The organism is Variovorax sp. UC74_104, assembly GCF_044055375.1.
In the GTDB taxonomy this organism is placed as follows: domain Bacteria; phylum Pseudomonadota; class Gammaproteobacteria; order Burkholderiales; family Burkholderiaceae_C; genus Variovorax.
The window spans coordinates 1,389,844-1,404,907 of sequence record NZ_CP171978.1; the positions used below are offsets into that span (position 1 = coordinate 1,389,844).

At 70.3% G+C, this 15,064-nt stretch carries 15 protein-coding genes; 6 read left to right on the top strand and 9 right to left on the bottom strand.

The features are described from left to right. Positions 1-21: 21 nt before the first annotated feature. Both ACHMXA_RS06595 and ACHMXA_RS06600 read right to left on the bottom strand, forming a co-directional pair. Positions 22-942, bottom strand: coding sequence for a hypothetical protein (locus tag ACHMXA_RS06595; RefSeq protein WP_395319483.1), 921 nt, complete (start codon positions 940-942; stop codon positions 22-24). Next, complete coding sequence (locus tag ACHMXA_RS06600) at positions 939-2,636, bottom strand: FMN-binding glutamate synthase family protein (RefSeq protein WP_395319485.1); 1,698 nt, start codon at positions 2,634-2,636, stop codon at positions 939-941. The genes ACHMXA_RS06595 and ACHMXA_RS06600 overlap by 4 nt, the downstream gene beginning before the upstream one ends. 55 nt (positions 2,637-2,691) lie before the next feature. Here ACHMXA_RS06600 and ACHMXA_RS06605 point away from each other — a divergent pair, with 55 nt between their 5' ends. Both ACHMXA_RS06605 and ACHMXA_RS06610 read left to right on the top strand, forming a co-directional pair. Next, the gene (locus ACHMXA_RS06605; protein ID WP_176666002.1) at positions 2,692-3,486 is read left to right on the top strand and encodes a UPF0149 family protein; all 795 of its coding nucleotides are present in this window, start codon (positions 2,692-2,694) and stop codon (positions 3,484-3,486) included. A gap of 55 nt (positions 3,487-3,541) precedes the next feature. Beyond that, on the top strand, positions 3,542-4,732 hold the full coding sequence (locus ACHMXA_RS06610) for a nitrate/nitrite transporter (RefSeq protein ID WP_395321242.1): 1,191 nt from the start codon (positions 3,542-3,544) through the stop codon (positions 4,730-4,732). Here the strand turns inward: ACHMXA_RS06610 and ACHMXA_RS06615 are convergent. The 3 genes from ACHMXA_RS06615 to ACHMXA_RS06625 are packed head-to-tail and all read right to left on the bottom strand — an operon-like array spanning position 4,722 to position 6,477. Further along, the gene (locus ACHMXA_RS06615) at positions 4,722-5,045 is read right to left on the bottom strand and encodes a GNAT family N-acetyltransferase (RefSeq protein WP_395319487.1); all 324 of its coding nucleotides are present in this window, start codon (positions 5,043-5,045) and stop codon (positions 4,722-4,724) included. The two genes, ACHMXA_RS06610 and ACHMXA_RS06615, sit on opposite strands and share 11 nt — an antisense overlap. Then, the gene (locus tag ACHMXA_RS06620) at positions 5,042-5,539 is read right to left on the bottom strand and encodes a nuclear transport factor 2 family protein (protein ID WP_395319489.1); all 498 of its coding nucleotides are present in this window, start codon (positions 5,537-5,539) and stop codon (positions 5,042-5,044) included. Before ACHMXA_RS06620 ends, ACHMXA_RS06615 begins: the two co-directional genes overlap by 4 nt. A 41-nt stretch (positions 5,540-5,580) precedes the next feature. Beyond that, on the bottom strand, positions 5,581-6,477 hold the full coding sequence (locus ACHMXA_RS06625) for a LysR family transcriptional regulator (protein ID WP_395319491.1): 897 nt from the start codon (positions 6,475-6,477) through the stop codon (positions 5,581-5,583). 99 nt (positions 6,478-6,576) lie between these two features. Here ACHMXA_RS06625 and ACHMXA_RS06630 point away from each other — a divergent pair, with 99 nt between their 5' ends. Continuing rightward, positions 6,577-7,761, top strand: coding sequence for an Acg family FMN-binding oxidoreductase (locus tag ACHMXA_RS06630; RefSeq protein WP_176666006.1), 1,185 nt, complete (start codon positions 6,577-6,579; stop codon positions 7,759-7,761). A 43-nt stretch (positions 7,762-7,804) separates the two neighbouring features. Here ACHMXA_RS06630 and ACHMXA_RS06635 read toward each other — a convergent pair whose 3' ends face one another. Further along, positions 7,805-8,329 (bottom strand): CinA family protein, encoded by a 525-nt coding sequence (locus ACHMXA_RS06635; RefSeq protein ID WP_395319494.1) that lies wholly within the window; start codon positions 8,327-8,329, stop codon positions 7,805-7,807. A 5-nt stretch (positions 8,330-8,334) separates the two neighbouring features. Next, the gene (locus ACHMXA_RS06640) at positions 8,335-8,862 is read right to left on the bottom strand and encodes a phosphatidylglycerophosphatase A (RefSeq protein ID WP_395319496.1); all 528 of its coding nucleotides are present in this window, start codon (positions 8,860-8,862) and stop codon (positions 8,335-8,337) included. Between the two features lie 209 nt (positions 8,863-9,071). Here ACHMXA_RS06640 and ACHMXA_RS06645 point away from each other — a divergent pair, with 209 nt between their 5' ends. After that, complete coding sequence (locus ACHMXA_RS06645) at positions 9,072-10,529, top strand: MFS transporter (RefSeq protein ID WP_395319498.1); 1,458 nt, start codon at positions 9,072-9,074, stop codon at positions 10,527-10,529. A 10-nt stretch (positions 10,530-10,539) separates the two neighbouring features. On the opposite strand, the gene ACHMXA_RS06650 is transcribed toward ACHMXA_RS06645, so the two are convergent. Together ACHMXA_RS06650 and ACHMXA_RS06655 are read right to left on the bottom strand one after the other, a co-directional pair. Further along, entirely contained in the window at positions 10,540-12,255 is a 1,716-nt protein-coding gene (locus ACHMXA_RS06650; RefSeq protein WP_395319500.1) for an FAD-dependent oxidoreductase, read from the bottom strand. Positions 12,256-12,275: 20 nt separating this feature from the next. Next, positions 12,276-13,307, bottom strand: coding sequence for a Bug family tripartite tricarboxylate transporter substrate binding protein (locus tag ACHMXA_RS06655; protein ID WP_395319502.1), 1,032 nt, complete (start codon positions 13,305-13,307; stop codon positions 12,276-12,278). 97 nt (positions 13,308-13,404) lie between these two features. Between ACHMXA_RS06655 and ACHMXA_RS06660 the strand changes: the two genes are divergently transcribed. After that, positions 13,405-14,301 (top strand): LysR family transcriptional regulator, encoded by an 897-nt coding sequence (locus ACHMXA_RS06660; protein ID WP_395319504.1) that lies wholly within the window; start codon positions 13,405-13,407, stop codon positions 14,299-14,301. A gap of 34 nt (positions 14,302-14,335) precedes the next feature. After that, positions 14,336-15,046 (top strand): DUF3053 domain-containing protein, encoded by a 711-nt coding sequence (locus tag ACHMXA_RS06665; RefSeq protein ID WP_395319506.1) that lies wholly within the window; start codon positions 14,336-14,338, stop codon positions 15,044-15,046. The last annotated feature ends 18 nt before the right edge of the window (positions 15,047-15,064 follow it).

Below are 15,064 nucleotides of genomic sequence, written 5' to 3' on the forward strand. Positions count from 1 at the left end.
GCTGCTGCACGATGCCGGGCCCTAGTTCGCAGGTCCGGCGCCAGGCTGCAGATGCCACCGCCCCAGCAGCCGCGCCACGGCCCGCACGCGCTGCGTGTCCCGCCCCCAGCGCCGGCTCGCCGGCAGCTTCTGCGCCCACTTCATGCGCCTGGCCGCGTTGGCGATGCGCTCGCGCACCTCCTCGCCCACGCCGGCCAGCGCCGCGTGCCAGTGCTGGCCGGCAGCCTGCGGCGCGGCGGCCTCGAGCATCATGGCGGTGGAGTGCAGGTAGCTCAGCCAGTCGCGGGCCTGGCATTCGGCCAGGGTCATGACCTCGGCGGGGTCGTCCTCGAAGTCGATGTAGCCGATCACGCCGTCGGGGCACTGCACGAGGTTGCGGTCGAAGGCCTGGCTCAGGTGCTGGCCGCGCATGTGCACGGCGGCGATGGCGGCCAGGCCCTCGCGCCATACCGACAGCAGCGCGGCGGGGCCGGCTGCGGCGGCCTGGTCGAGCCGCTCCTGCAGCACGACCGTCGCGCGGCCGCTTTCGCCCAGGTCGGAAATGAGCAGGCCGTCGGGCTGCTGCGCGAGCACCACCGGCACGCGCAGGCCGGCGGCCGCGAGCTGCTTCAGGCGCCGCGCCTCGGTGGCGATGGCCGCCTCGCCGCCCGGGTTGGGCACCGGCTTGATGATGTCCAGCCGCGCCATGCGCGCGACGGCCGCCATCACGCGGTAGCCCCACTTGCCATGCCGCGGGCCGGCCTTCTCGAGCCACACGCGCTCGCTGCCGAAGCGGTGGCTGGCCACGTTCTTCTGCTGCTGCGGCAGGGTCGTGCGCAGGAACTCCGCATAGTCGCCGGGCGCCGGCGGGTTGGGGGAAAGCGCGTCCAGGGGCGCGGGCGCCGAAGCTGCGCCCTTGCGCGATTGCGGGCGCCGGCTGGCGCCTCTACTCAGTGGGTTCATGCGGCCATTGCGAAGCCCGCCACCAGCCCTTGCGGGCCCTGCGTGACGGGCTGGAAACTCTCTGCACTGGCCAGCGGCCAGTAGGTACGGAAGACATTGTGCTGCTCGTCGAGCGGGCCGAGCAGGGCGCCCGGCTGCACCTGCATCACCAGGTTGCTCAACAGGCGCACCTCGGTGTCGGAAATGCGGCGCACGATGTGGTGCGCGGTGATCTGCTGCGGATGGTCCAGGCCCGCGGCCTGCACCAGTTCCTGCAGCGCGTGCAGCGTGCTGCGGTGGAAGTTGTGCACCCGCTCGGCCTTGGTCGGCACCACCAGCGCCTTCTGGCGCAGCGGGTCCTGCGTGGTCACGCCCGTGGGGCAGTGGCCGGTGTGGCAGCTCTGCGCCTGGATGCAGCCCAGGGCCATCATGAAGCCGCGCGCGGCGTTGCACCAGTCGGCGCCCAGCGCCATCATGCGCGCCACGTCGAAGGCGGTGATCACCTTGGCGGCGCAGCCGATCTTGATGCGGTGGCGCAGGTTTACGCCCACCAGCGTGTTGTGCACCAGCAGCAGGCCTTCCTGCAGCGGCGCGCCCACGTGGTCGCTGAACTCGACCGGCGCCGCACCGGTGCCGCCCTCGGCGCCGTCGACCACGATGAAGTCGGGCGTGATGCCGGTCGTCTGCATCGCCTTGACGATGCCGAACCATTCCCACGGATGGCCCAGGCAGAACTTGAATCCGGTCGGCTTGCCGCCCGACAGCTCGCGCAGCCGGGCGACGAAATGCATCATCTCCGTGGGCGTGGAGAAGGCGCTGTGCGAGGCGGGCGAGATGCAGTCCACACCCACCGGCACGCCGCGCGCGGCCGCGATCTCTGGCGTGACCTTGGGGGCAGGCAGCACGCCGCCGTGGCCGGGCTTGGCGCCCTGGCTCAGCTTGATCTCGATCATCTTCACCTGCGGATCGCGCGCGTTGGCTGTGAAGCGCTCCTCGCTGAAGCTGCCGTCGTCGTTGCGGCAGCCGAAGTAGCCCGAGCCGATCTCCCAGATCAGGTCGCCGCCGTGCACGCGGTGGTGCTGCGAGATCGAGCCTTCGCCAGTGTCGTGCGCGAAGCCGCCCATCTTCGCGCCCTTGTTGAGCGCGAGGATGGCGTTGGCCGAGAGCGCTCCGAAGCTCATCGCCGAGATGTTGAACACGCTCGCGCTGTACGGCTGCGTACAGACCTGCGCCGGGTTCGCGCCGGCCGGCTGCGGCGTGCCGCCGATCACGATGCGGAAGTCGTGGTCGGCCAGCCTGGTCGGCCTCATCGAGTGGTTGATCCACTCGTAGCCCGCGATGGTCACGTTCATCTGCGTGCCGAAGGGGCGGTTGTCAGGGTCGCCCTTGGCGCGCTGGTACACCAGCGAGCGCTGGGCGCGCGAGAAGGGCGCGGCCTCGGAGTCGCTCTCGATGAAGTACTGCCGCATCTCGGGCCGAATGAACTCCAGCAGGAAGCGCAGATGGCCGATCACCGGGTAGTTGCGCAGGATGGCATGCCGCGCCTGCCGCAGGTCGTGCACGCCGGTACCTGCAAGTACCGCAAAGACGGCGACACCGATCCAGGCCAGCCACAGATGGGGCGAAACCAGCACGAACGCCAGGCATGCCACCAGACCGGCCACGCACAGGGCGAAAGCGCTGTAGCGCGCCGGAAACGGAATAATCGTGGGCATAGAAATAGTCTCGACCGTGGCCTGCTGCATCATAGAGGGCTGCCTCGAACTTGCCATGACGACCATTCCCGACCCCATTTCGCCCCCCGACAGCACCCCCGCAGCCCGCACTCCCCTCGGCCCCGACGATTTCGACGCCCTCGACCAGGCCCTCGACGCCATGCGCGAGCACGACGAGGAAATCCCCCAGTGGGAGTTCTGCGAGGGCTTCATGGCCGCCCTGATCTGCACCCGCCGGCCCATCATGCCGTCCGAATACTGGCCCGTTCTGCTGGGCGACAGCTTCTCGTCAGCCCAGCACATGGAGTTCGTCTGGAACTGGAAGCGCCGCTGGATCGAGATCGAGGAGGGCCTCGACGCCCCCGTCGAAACCCTCGACGACGAACGCAGCTGGCAGCCCGAGGTGCTCGACACCCGCGGCGCCATCGCCTCCCTGCCCGAGGAAGAGCGCGCTGAAGTCGCCGGCGAGGCCATTCCCGCCTTCGCCCAGGTCTGGGCGCTGGGCTTCATGTACGCCGTGGAGAACTGGCCCGAGGACTGGGCCGAGCCGCGCGACAAGGACGCCGCGCGCATGCTGAACGACGCGCTCGACAACATCGTCGCCCTCACCGAGGACGACACCGGCAAGCCCGTGCTGTCGATGTACAGCGACGACGCCCCGCCCAGCGTGAGCCAGCAGCGGCTGGACGACTTCGGCGCGGCCATCTGGGCGGTGTATGACTTGCGCCAGCTCTGGAAGAGCCTTGGGCCGAAGGCCGAAACGATCCGCAGGGAAGCCACGCCCGGCCGCAATGATCCCTGCCCCTGCGGCAGCGGCAAGAAATACAAGAAGTGCCACGGTGCCACCTGACAGCGGCACGACTGGCAGTGTTGATGCGCCCCTGACGCCGCGCGCGGCCTGGGCGATGGTCCTGGCGCTGTGCGCCGGGGTCGCGCTGAGCCAGGCGTTCCGCACAGTGGGCGCCATCATGGCGAGCCCGCTGCAGGCCGATTTCCATCTTTCCGCACAGGCCCTCGGGATCTTCTCGGGGGCTTTTCATTTTGCGTTCGGCGCGATGCAGCTCTTCATGGGCATCGGCATCGACCTGCACGGCGTGCGCCGCACGGTGCTGGTGGCCTTTCCGGTCGCGATCGCCGGGGCGCTGCTGTCGGCGGTGTCGTCCAGCTACCTGGTGCTGGTGGCGGGGCAGGCGCTGATCGGCGTGGGCTGCGCGCCGGCCTTCCTGGTGTGCACGGTGTTCATCGCGCGGCATTTCCCGCCGGCGAGCTTCGCCACCGTGTCGGGCATGGTGCTGGCCGTCGGCGGCGTGGGCATGCTGGCCACCGGCACGCCGCTGGCGTGGCTGGTGCAGGCGTATTCATGGCGCGCGGGCTTCCTGGTGCTGGCTCTCGCCGCGGCGCTGGCGTGGCTGGCGATCTGGTTCTGGGTGCGCGAGCCCATCGCGGCGGCCGACGGCAAGCGGGAGTCGATTCCCCAGGCGATCCGCCAGTTCGGCGCGCTCTTCGCGATGCCGCACACGCTGGGCATCATGGTGCTGGGCGCGGTCACGTATGCCGCCTTCATCTCGCTGCGCGGCCTGTGGCTGGGCCCGCTGATGATGGAGCGCCATGGCTACTCGCTGGTGCAGAGCGGCAACGTGGCGCTGGCGGTGTCGGTGATCTCTCTGTTCGGCGCGCCGCTCTTCGGCCGGCTCGACCGCAGCGACGCCACCTCGCGCCGCCGCTGGATCGCGATCTGCTGCCTCGGCTACGCCGGACTCTTCGCGCTCATCGCCGTGCTGCATTCGGCCTGGCTCGACATCGCCGGCATGGTGCTGATCGGCGTGCTCTCGGGCTTCATCGTCTGGCAGTACGCCGACGTGCGCGGCGCCTACCCGGCCACGCTCACCGGCCGCGCGATGGCCGTGTTCACGATGGCGATGTTCCTCGGCGTGGCGTTCATGCAGTGGGGCACGGGCGTGGCCGCATCGATTGCAGCGGCGCACGGCGCCGATCCGCTGACGGCCGTGCTGGGCACGATCGCCGTGCTTCTGGTGGCGGGCATCGCGGCCTTCGCGTGGCTGCCGGCACCGAAGGCAGGCTCCGTCAGATCTTGAAGGCGCGCTGGATGTCCGGCCGCACCAGGTCGGCGTACTCGCGGTGCTTGCGGATGTAGCCCGCGATGAACTGGCACACCGGAATCACGTGCAGAGCCTTAGCGCGAGCCTCGCCGAGCACATGCTTCGCGATGCCCGAGCCCACGCCCTTGCCCTCGAACTCGGGCAGCACCTCGGTGTGCGTGAACATGATCGCGTCGGTCAGCAGGTTGTATTCGGCGTAGCCGGCCAGCTTGCCGCCGAGCGTGGCTTCGTATCGGTGCTGCGCTTCGTTGTTGGAGAAGGCGAGGGCAGTGTCGTTGGTGTTGCTCATGGCTGTCGTGCGAGAAAGGTTGCGAGGTTGGCTGCCGCGGTGGCGCGCACCTTGTTGCGCAGCATGGGGCTCCAGCCTAGCAGCAGCCCCGGCGTGCCGAGCGCCTGGCGCGACCAGGTCCAGAAGGCAAAGGTGTCGCGGTGCGTGGCGATCAGGCCGTCGGGCGTGAAGGTGAAGCGCGCGTCGATGCTGTTGTCGACGATGCGGCCGGTGGCGGTGAAGCGGTAGTGCGCGTCCCAGTGGGCGCTGCCGGTGCCGTCGTCGTTCGCCTTCACGTCGCGCCAGGTCAGCTTCCATACGTCGGCGCCCTTGGCCTTGGTGCCGCCGGCCAGCATGCGCCACATGCCGCCCACCTCGCGCCGTCCGCGCAGCGAGAAGGCCTCGTCGTCGAACACCGCGTCGGGCGCGTAGCAGGCTTCCATGGCGGGTGCGTCTAGCTTGGCGAAGGCGCTGTAGAAGCGCTCGATGGTCTGGGCGTTGGTGGCTGCTGTCATGAGGCCTCTTGGCTCTTGGAGTTGGTCGGAGCGGCGCGGCGTCAGATCGACGCCGGTATGTGGCGCGCGAGGAAATCATAGACCGCGCGGATGCGCCGGTCGGTGCGGATCTCGCGGTGCACCGCGAGCCACACCGGCAGCGACTTGATCTTCAGCTGCGGCAGCACGCGCACCACCGAGCCGTCGGTGCGCGCGAGCGACTCGCTGACGAAGCCTATGCCCATGCCCTGGCGCAGCGCTTCCCAGTAGGCGCCCATGTCGTCGGTGCGGAAGCAGAAATGCTCGCGCAGCAGCGGCGTGCCCAGCTGGGCCGACATGCGGATGATGGTGTCGATGCTGTCGTAGCCCAGCACGTCGTGCCGGTACAGGTCGGCCGTCTGCCTGGGCGTGCCGCGCCGCCGCAGGTAGTCGACGTGGGCGAAGGCGCCGAGCGCGAAGGTGCCGATGCGGCGCGCCACCACCGTGGCCGCGGTGGGCTGCGACATGCGGATGGCGATGTCGGCCTCGCGCTGCAGCAGGTTGCTGATCTCGTTGGTCGACACCAGGTCGACCTGGATCTCGGGCAGCTCCTGCCGCATCCGCACCAGCAGGCTGGGCAGCATCTGGCGCGCGGTGGCCTGGCTCGCGGAGATGCGCACCGAGCCCGCGACGGTCGCGTGGGCGCCCGAGACACTGCGCGACAGCGCGAGCGCGCCGTTCTCCATGGCGCGGGCCGACTCCGCCAGGCGCGTGGCCATGGCCGTGGGCCGCAGCCCCCGGCCGGTGCGCTCGAACAGCACCACGCCCAGCTGCGATTCCAGCTCCGCGATGTGCCGGCCCAGCGTCGGCTGGCTCCCGCCCAGGGCGCGCGCGGCCGCGAGCAGGCTGCCGTGGTCGAGCGCGGCAAGGAATGCACGCACGAGCCGCCAGTCGAAGCCGAGTTCGTTTTCGGAGCGCATCGCAGGTCGGTGGATATGGCGGAGGTATTCAGTTCCGCATAGCAGTTATGAAAGCTTAAGCGATTGTTAATTGCTGCCCCGCTTTCGATAATCCGCCCGATGGATGAGCGAAGAAACTTTATCCGGCTGCTGGGAGGCGGCGTTGTGGTGGCGGCGGGTGCGGCCGCGCTGGCAACCTGGTGGCTGAACTCCGACATGCCCGCGGCCGCGCTGGAGATATGGAACGGCCCGGGCGACGAGCCCGATGCGCGCAAGCGCGCCGTCGCGTACGCCGTGACGGCCCCCACCGCCTACAACCGCCAGCCCTGGCTGGTCGACCTGCGCGAGCCCGACGCCATCGTGCTGTATTGCGACCGCGAGCGCGTGCAGCCCGAGACCGATCCGTACGGCCGCCAGATCATCATCGGCCACGGCGCCTTCATCGAGCTGCTGGTGATGGCGCTCGCGCAGCAGGGGCTGCAGGCCAGCGTGCAGCTGTGGCCGCAGGGCGAGCTGTCCGGCGAGCCGAGGCTCTGGCCGCACGTGCCGGTGGCGCGGCTGCGGCTGGCGGGCGGCGGCGTGCCCGATCCGCTGTTCGCGCAGGTGCTGCGGCGGCGCACGCCCAAGCAGCGCTTCGACCTCACGCGGCCGGTATCGGCCGACATCCTGCAGGGCCTGACCTCCATCGCGTCCGCGGGCGGCATGGTGAACTCGGCCGGCACGGTGGACATGGCGCGCGTGCAGCCCCTGCGCAAGCTCTGCGCGGCGGCCGCGCGGGTGGAGCTCACCACGCCCGGCACGGCGATGGAGAACCTGCAGCTGCTGCGCGTAGGCCCGCAGGAAATCCTCGCGCACCGCGACGGCTTCTCGATCAACGACCCGGCGCTGCGCATCGCCGTCGCGCTGGGGCAGTTCGACCGGCGCGCGCCCGCGTCCGAGGACAGCCTCTCGTTCCGCCGCACGCTGCAGCTGTTCGAGGACCAGGCCAACACGGCGATGGGCTTCGTCTGGCTCAGCACGCGCGGCAACAGCCGCACCGAGCAGATCGCGGCCGGCCGTGCCTACATGCGCCAGCAGCTGCGCGCCACCGACCTGGGCCTGGGCATGCACCCGATGAGCCAGCCGCTCGAGGAATTCGCGGAAATGGCGCCGCACCGCGCGGCCGCGCACGACATGCTGCTGGGCTCCGCGTTCCAGGGCGGCGCGCAGGGCCCGACGGTGCAGATGATCTGCCGCCTCGGCTACCCGATGGCGCCGGTGCCCGCGGCGCCGCGCCGTGCGCTCCCGGGTTTCATGATGGCCTGAAGCGGCACCGCGCGGCACCGCGCCGCACTGGGCGCCAGCGTGCTCAGCGCGCGAGCAGCAACTCCACCAGCGTCTGAAGCGCGTGATGCACCGTGGCCGCGCGCACGGTGGCGCGGTCGCCGTCGAAGCGGCGGCGCTCGGTGCGCACGTCGCCGTCGACCGACCAGCCGAACCACACGGTGCCCACGGGCTTGTCGGGCGTGCCGCCCGTGGGGCCGGCCACTCCGGTCACCGCCAGCGCCACGCGCGAGGGCGGCGAATGCGCGATCGCGCCCGTGGCCATGGCGCGCGCCACCGGTTCGCTGACGGCGCCGTTGGCGGCGATCACGCCCGCGTCCACGCCCAGCAGCGCGGTCTTGGCCTCGTTCGAATAGGTGATGAAGCCGCGTTCGTACCAGGCGCTCGAACCGGCAAGGTCGGTGCAGGCCGCGCCGATCAGCCCGCCGGTGCAGCTCTCGGCCGTTGCCAGCATCCAGCCCTTTTTCTGCAGCAGGCCGGCCAGGGCCAAGACCAGTCCGGCCGTGTCCTGGTCCGCGAGCGCGGTCGTCGGGGAGAGGGAGGATTCCATCGGGCTCACCATGCGCGCCACAGCGCAATGACCAGCAGCGTGCAGAAGGCCGCCACCAGGTCGTCGAGGATGATGCCGAAGCCCGCGCGCCACCAGCCCACCTGCGTCGAGTCGCGCTGCTTGAAGAGCGAATCGGCCCAGGCCACGGGGCCGGGCTTGGCGGCATCGAAGAAGCGGAAGAGCGCGAAGGCGACCGTCTGCGCGAGCAGGCCGGCCGGCGTGACCAGCCACAGCACGATCCAGAAGGCGATCACCTCGTCCCACACCACGGGGCTGGGGTCGGCCACGTTCATGTCGCGCGCGGTCACGGTGCAGGCCCACCAGCCGAGGGGCAGCGAGGCCGCGATGATCCAGCCGATGGTGGCGGTCGTGAACCACAGCTGCATCACCGAGAACGCGACCCAGGCCCACAGCGTGCCCACCGTGCCGGGCGCGAGGCGCGAGAGGCCGGAGCCGAAACCCAGCGCGATGAAGTGCGCGGGGTGGGACAGCAGGAAGCTCAGGGTGGCACGGCGCATCGAGGGTTGGGGCATGGCGCCGGAGGTCGTTGTGGACGAGGACGAAGAAGAAGTGGGGGAAACGGCTTGCATCGGGGCACGAGTGTCGCGCATCTGCGGCGGTGCCGGTTCGGCTCGGCTTTATTTATCAAAGCAATAGCTTGTTTAATTCGCGTGCGGCGCCTAGTATCCGGGCTCCTTTCGAACTTGTCCGATCCCAACCTCGCGCCAGCGCGATGCCTGCCATGCCTGCCTCTCCAGCCTCGTCCGCCGCCCTGCAACCCCCTTCATCTACCGCCGCCTGGGGCGAGCTCTTCAGCGGCCGCAACGGCTGGCGCGCGCTGGCGCTCACGGGCGGCGTCGCGCTGCACGCGGTCAACGTGCACATCGTGACCACCGTGCTGCCCTCGGTGGTGCGCGAGATCGGCGGGCTCGACTGGTACGCCTGGAGCACCACGCTCTTCGTGATCGGCTCGATCCTCGGCGCCACGCTGTCGGTGCGGCTGCTCGCGGTGCTCGGCCCGCGCGGCGCCTGCCTGGCGGCGCTGGCAGTGTTCAGCGCGGGCTCGGTCGGCTGCGCGCTCGCGCCGGCCATGCCGTGGATGCTGGCGGGCCGCACGGTGCAGGGGCTGGGCGGCGGGCTGCTCGCGGCGCTGAGCTACGGGCTGATCCAGCTGGTGTTCGAGCAGCGGCTGTGGCCGCGCGCGGTGGCGCTGGTGTCGGGCATGTGGGGCGTGGCTACGCTGTGCGGGCCGGCCGTGGGCGGGCTCTTCGCGCAGGCCGGGCACTGGCGCTGGGCCTTCTGGTTCCTGCTGCCGGTGGCGGTGGCGCAGGCGCTGCTGGTGCTCGTGCAGCTGCGCCCTTCGATGGGCGTGAAGCACGAGCGGGCCGACACGCCGCCGCGCGTGCCGGCATTGCAGATCGGCCTGCTCGCGGCCTCGGTGCTCGTGATCGCGGCCAGCGGTCTCGTGTCCGACCTGCTCTGGCAGGCCGCGGGCGTCGCGCTGGGTCTGGCCATCGGATTCGCGGCCACCCGCATCGACGGGCGCGCCACGGTGCGCGTGCTGCCGCGCGGCGCCTATGCGGTGAGCGCGCCGCTGGGTGCCATCTACGCGAGCGTGGCGCTGCTGCTCATCGGCAGCACCACCGAGATCTTCGTGCCGTATTTCCTGCAGCTGCTGCACGGCCACTCGCCGCTGGCGGCGGGCTATCTCACGGCGGCGATGGCGGGCGGCTGGAGCGCGGGCTCGCTGCTGTCCTCGGGCCGCAGCGGCGCGAAGGCCGACCGCATGCTGCGCACGGGGCCCGTGGCCTGCACGCTGGGACTCGCGGCGCTCGCGTTCCTGCTGCCGTCGCCGGGCTTCATCGGCGAGGGTTTCGAGACCGTGCTGATCGCCATCGCGCTGGCGGCCGTGGGGCTCGGCGTGGGCATCGGCTGGCCGCACCTGATCACGCGCGTGATGGCGCTGGCGCCGAAGGGCGAGCAGGGCCTGGCCTCGGCCTCGATCACCACCGTGCAGCTCTACGGCATGGCCGTGGGCGCTGCGGTGGCAGGGCTGGTGGCGAACGCTGCGGGGCTCAGCGTGCCGGGCGGTGTGGACGGAGCCAAGTCGGCGGCCGTCTGGCTGTTCGCGGGCTTCGCCTTTGCCCCGGCTGCGGTGGCGTGGCTCGCCTATCGCGTCGTCGCGCGGCGCGGCTGGTGAAAACAGTGGCTCAGGCCACCACGCCTTCCCACGCCAGCGCCTTGCGCCGCGCCCGGACGCGCTGGCCTTCGCCGCGCAGCGTGCCCACCAGGTCGTAGACCTCGGCCGGCAGGTGCGCGCCGCGCCAGGCCACGTGCTGGTCGGCGCGGCACAGCACGAGGCGGTGCGTGTAGGCCTTGGGTACGTCCTCCGTCTCGATGTCGAGCACCGTGAGCGGCATGCCGTAGGCGGCCGCGGCGCGTTCGAGCGGACGCACGTCCACGCTGCGGTCGAAGCGCAGCATGGTGTAGCCGGGGCCGAAGGCGTCGTAGAGCGAGCGGCCGTCGGCCAGCCAGAAATGCGGCGCGCGGCAGCCGGGCACGGTGGAGGGCGTGAACTCGCCCATGGAGTAGGGCGGCGCCATGTGCTCGCCGTCGGCAACGATGATCGGCGAGCCGCTGTAGAAGTAGCCGAAGTTCAGGCCGCCGCAGCAGAACTGCTGCACGTTGAGCTCGTAGGCCTCGTGGCCGACTTCGGCGCGCAGCGCGTCGCCGGCGGGGCCGGGCTCCTCGATGTTGTGCGGCACGGCGCGCCGCGCGCGGATCATCTTCTGCGCATGGTTCATCGCGAAGTTCGACACCTGCTCGGTGATCGGCAGCCGCTCGGCCTCGTAGGCGTCGAGCATGGCCTCGTCGCCCCAGCCCTGCACCACCGCGCCCAGCAGCCACGAAAGGTTGAGCGCGTCGGCGATGCCCGCGTTCATGCCGTACCCCGCGTAGGGCACCCACAGGTGCGCCGCGTCGCCCGCGAGGAACACGCGGCCCTCGCGGAAGCGGTTCGCCACGAGGCGTCGGCCGATCCAGTCTTCCTTGCTGATGACTTCGTACTCGAAGCCGGGGCCCACGCCGAGGATGCTGCGCAGCGACTGGTCGCGGTCCACCGAATCGAACTCGGGCTCCTCGGCGTTCAGGTGGTTGTGCACCAGCCAGGTCTCGTGCCCGTCGATGGCAAACATCGTGCCGCAGCGGCGCGGGTTCATCGCGTAGTACGACCACGCCGGCTTGCCCGGGATGAGCGCGCGCAGCCCCGGCGCCCGGATGAGGGTCGACTGCACGCGCTGGATCACCGCCGTGCCCTCGAGCTTCGCGCCGATCTGCTTGCGCACCGCCGACGAGCCGCCGTCGCAGCCCACCATGTAGCGGCAGCGGATGCTGCGGGTGACGCCGCTGTCCATGTCGGTGGCGATCGCGGTCACGCCGGCGTCGTCCTGCGTGAAGCCCGCGAACTGCGTGCGGTTGAGCAGCTGCACGCCCGGCAGCGCGGCCGTGTGCTTCAGCAGGATGGGCTCCAGGTAGATCTGGTTGATGCGGTGCGGCGGCTCGGGCGTGGGCCACCATGCGTCGGGGCCTTCGGTCTCGGTGTAGCGGTCGCGCCGGCACGGGATCGGGATGCGCGTGAGCTCGGTGCCGGTGACGGTGGTGCGGAACACCACGTCGTTGGGGTAGTCGGCCGGCAGGCCCGCGTCGCGCAGCTTCTGCGCCATGCCCAGGCGGCGGAACTGCTCCATCGTGCGCGAGGCCACGTGGTTGCACTTCACGTTCGGCGGCTCGGCGAAGCGGCGCGTCTCGCAGATCACGACCGAGACGCCGCGCGAGGCAAGGTCCATGGCCAGCGTGAGGCCGACGGGGCCGGCCCCGACGATCATCACGTCGGCCTGCAGTGCTGAGGTGTCGTTGTGGTCGGTCATGTTCTGGCGGATGCCTGTCGTCAGTCGAGCCGGATGCGGGCGGCCTGGATCACCTTCGCCCATTTCTTCGTTTCCGACTGGATGTACGCCTCGAAGGCCTCGGGCGAGGTCGGTGCGGGCTCCGCGCCGAGGTTGCGCATCGTGGCCTTGATCTGCTCGTCGCCGAGCGCGGCGTTGATCTCGGCGTTGAGCCGCGCGACGACGGGCGCGGGCGTGCCGGCGGGCGCCACGACGCCGAACCAGCCGGTGGAGTCGTAGCCCGCGAGCCCGGCCTCGGCCACCGTGGGCACCTCGGGCAGCATCGGCACGCGCTGCGCGCTCGTCACCGCGAATGCGACCAGCTTGCCGGCCCTGATCTGCTGCAGCGATGCGGGCAGATCGACCAGCGCGAGCGGAATCTGCCCCGCGATGGCGTCGAGTGCCGCCGGGCCCGAGCCGCGATAGGGCACTTCCACCAGCTTCACGTCGGCCATCTGCGCGAAGAGCGCGGCCGACAGGTGCATGGCCGTGCCGTTGCCGCCATGGCCGATCGACAGCGTGCCGGGGCTGGCCTTCGCCAGCGCGATCAGCTCGCGCTGCGTGCGCGCGGCGACGGACGGATGCCCCACGATCACGAAGGGCGTGGCCGCGACCATGCCCACGGGCTTGAAGTCCTTCACCGGATCGAAGGGCATCTGCGCATAGAGGCTCACGTTGGCCGTCAGTGCACCCGCGGCGCCCAGGCCCAGCGTGTAGCCGTCGGCCGGCGCCTTGGCCACCAGCGAGAGCCCCACGTTGCCGCCCGCTCCGGGCTTGTTGTCGATCACCACCGGCTGCCCGAGCTTCTCGTTGAGGCGCGGCACCAGCAGGCGCATCACCGCGTCGGCGCTGCCTCCGGGCGGGAAGGTCACGACGAGGCGGATGGGCCTGTTGGGGAAGTCGCCAGCAGGCTGAGGCGGCGACGAAACCGTTTGCGCGAAGGTCCTGCCGCCGGTCAGTGCGGCGCCGGCTGCAGCGAACAGCAGTTGCCGGCGAAGCGCGCTCTTCCCGTGGGCAAGAGGTGCAGCTGCCATCAGGACTCCTTGAATGTGATGCGTCTTTTGAATGATTGAACGATGGCGGGATTTATTCGTAAATCAAGAAATTTCTAATGAAATATCATCTTTACTGATGAATGCGAACTTCAGTCCTACGATCCGCCAGCTGCGCGCGTTCCTCGCCGTCTACCAGCTGAAGAAGCTCAGCGCGGCGGCGCAGCGGCTGTTCGTCACGCAGTCGGCGGTGAGCATGCTGATCCGCCAGCTCGAGGAGGGGCTGGACACGCGCCTGTTCGATCGCACCACGCGCTCGCTCAAGGCCACGGCGGCGGCCGAGCAGATGATGGCCACGGTCGAGCGCATCCTGCGCGACGTGGATTCGCTGTCGAACGACTTCCGCGAACTGGCCGCGCTCGAACGCGGCCGCGTCACGCTCGCCATCACGCCCACGCTCGCGGCCCTGCTGCTGCCCGATGCCATGCGCGCCTTCAACGAGCAGCACCCCGGCGTGCGCGTGCTGGTGAACGACTGCGCGCCCGACCAGTTCATCTCGCGCATCATCGGCGAGCACGTGGACTTCGGCATCGGCACGCCCGAGCGGCCCGGCGCCGAGGTCGAGGTGCAGCGCCTCATGCGCGACCACCTCGCCGTGGTCTGCCGCGAAGACCATCCGCTGGCCAAGGCCCGCGTGGTGCGCTGGAGCGACCTGGGCGGCCACCCCCTCATCACCGTGCGCCCCGGCTACGGCGTGCGCCCGCTCATCGACGGCACCGCCGCCGAGGCGGGCGTGGCGCTCGACGTGGTGAACGAGGTGTCGTTCCTTTCCACCGCCATCTGGATGACGGCGGCCGGCATGGGCGCGTCGATCATGCCCTCGGCCTTCGCGCGCGCGGAGGCCGACCCGTCGCTGGTCATCAAGGTGCTGAGCTCGCCGCGCGTGGCGCGCGACATCTCCATCGTCACCAAGCGCGGCCATTCGCTCTCGGCCGCGGCGCGCGCCTTCGTCGAGGCGCTGAAGCGCTCCCTATAATTTTTGAGGAACAACAACACAGGGGGCTCGACCCATGAGAACTTTCATTCAACGTCTCGGGGCCATGTCGCTCCTCGTCGCCTTCAGCCTCGCGCTGGTGGCCTGCGGCAACAAGGAGGCCGAGCAGCGCAAGGCCTTCATCTCCTTCCTGCAGACCCGCGTGCTCGACAAGCCCGGCCTCCGCGTGCCGGTGCCCACGGCCGAAGAGAAGGCATCGTTCGGCGACTACGCGCAGCACTACGCGGTGATCACCGACTTCAACGAAGGCATGAACAAGTCGGTGAGCCAGCCCATGACGCAGATCATGGCCAAGGGCGCGCTGCGCTCCATCGCCGACCTGCCCGCGCGCCGCGACGACCTCAAGGCCGCGAAGGACGGCCTCGGCGGCCTTCGCACCGCGCTCGACCAGCAGTCCGCCAAGGCCGACGCCGCGCACGCGCAGCTCAAGCAGCCCGACGACCTCAAGCAGGTCTACGACAAGGCCTTCGAGAAGACCGTGACCACGCCGTCCGCCACCTTCAAGGAAGTGTTCCCCGCGCTCGACAAGGTGTTCGACAGCGCGCTGGCCATCGGCGACTTCATCGAGAAGAACAAGTCCAAGATCCAGATCAGCGGCAGCAGCGTCGCCGTGACCGACCCGGCGGTGCAGGCCGAGCTCAACAAGATGCTGCAGCAGTTGAACGGCCAGTCGGCCGCCATCAACGCGGCGCAGCAAAAGATGCAGGCGGTGGTGCGAGGCTCGTGACCTCCACCGATCGGCGGC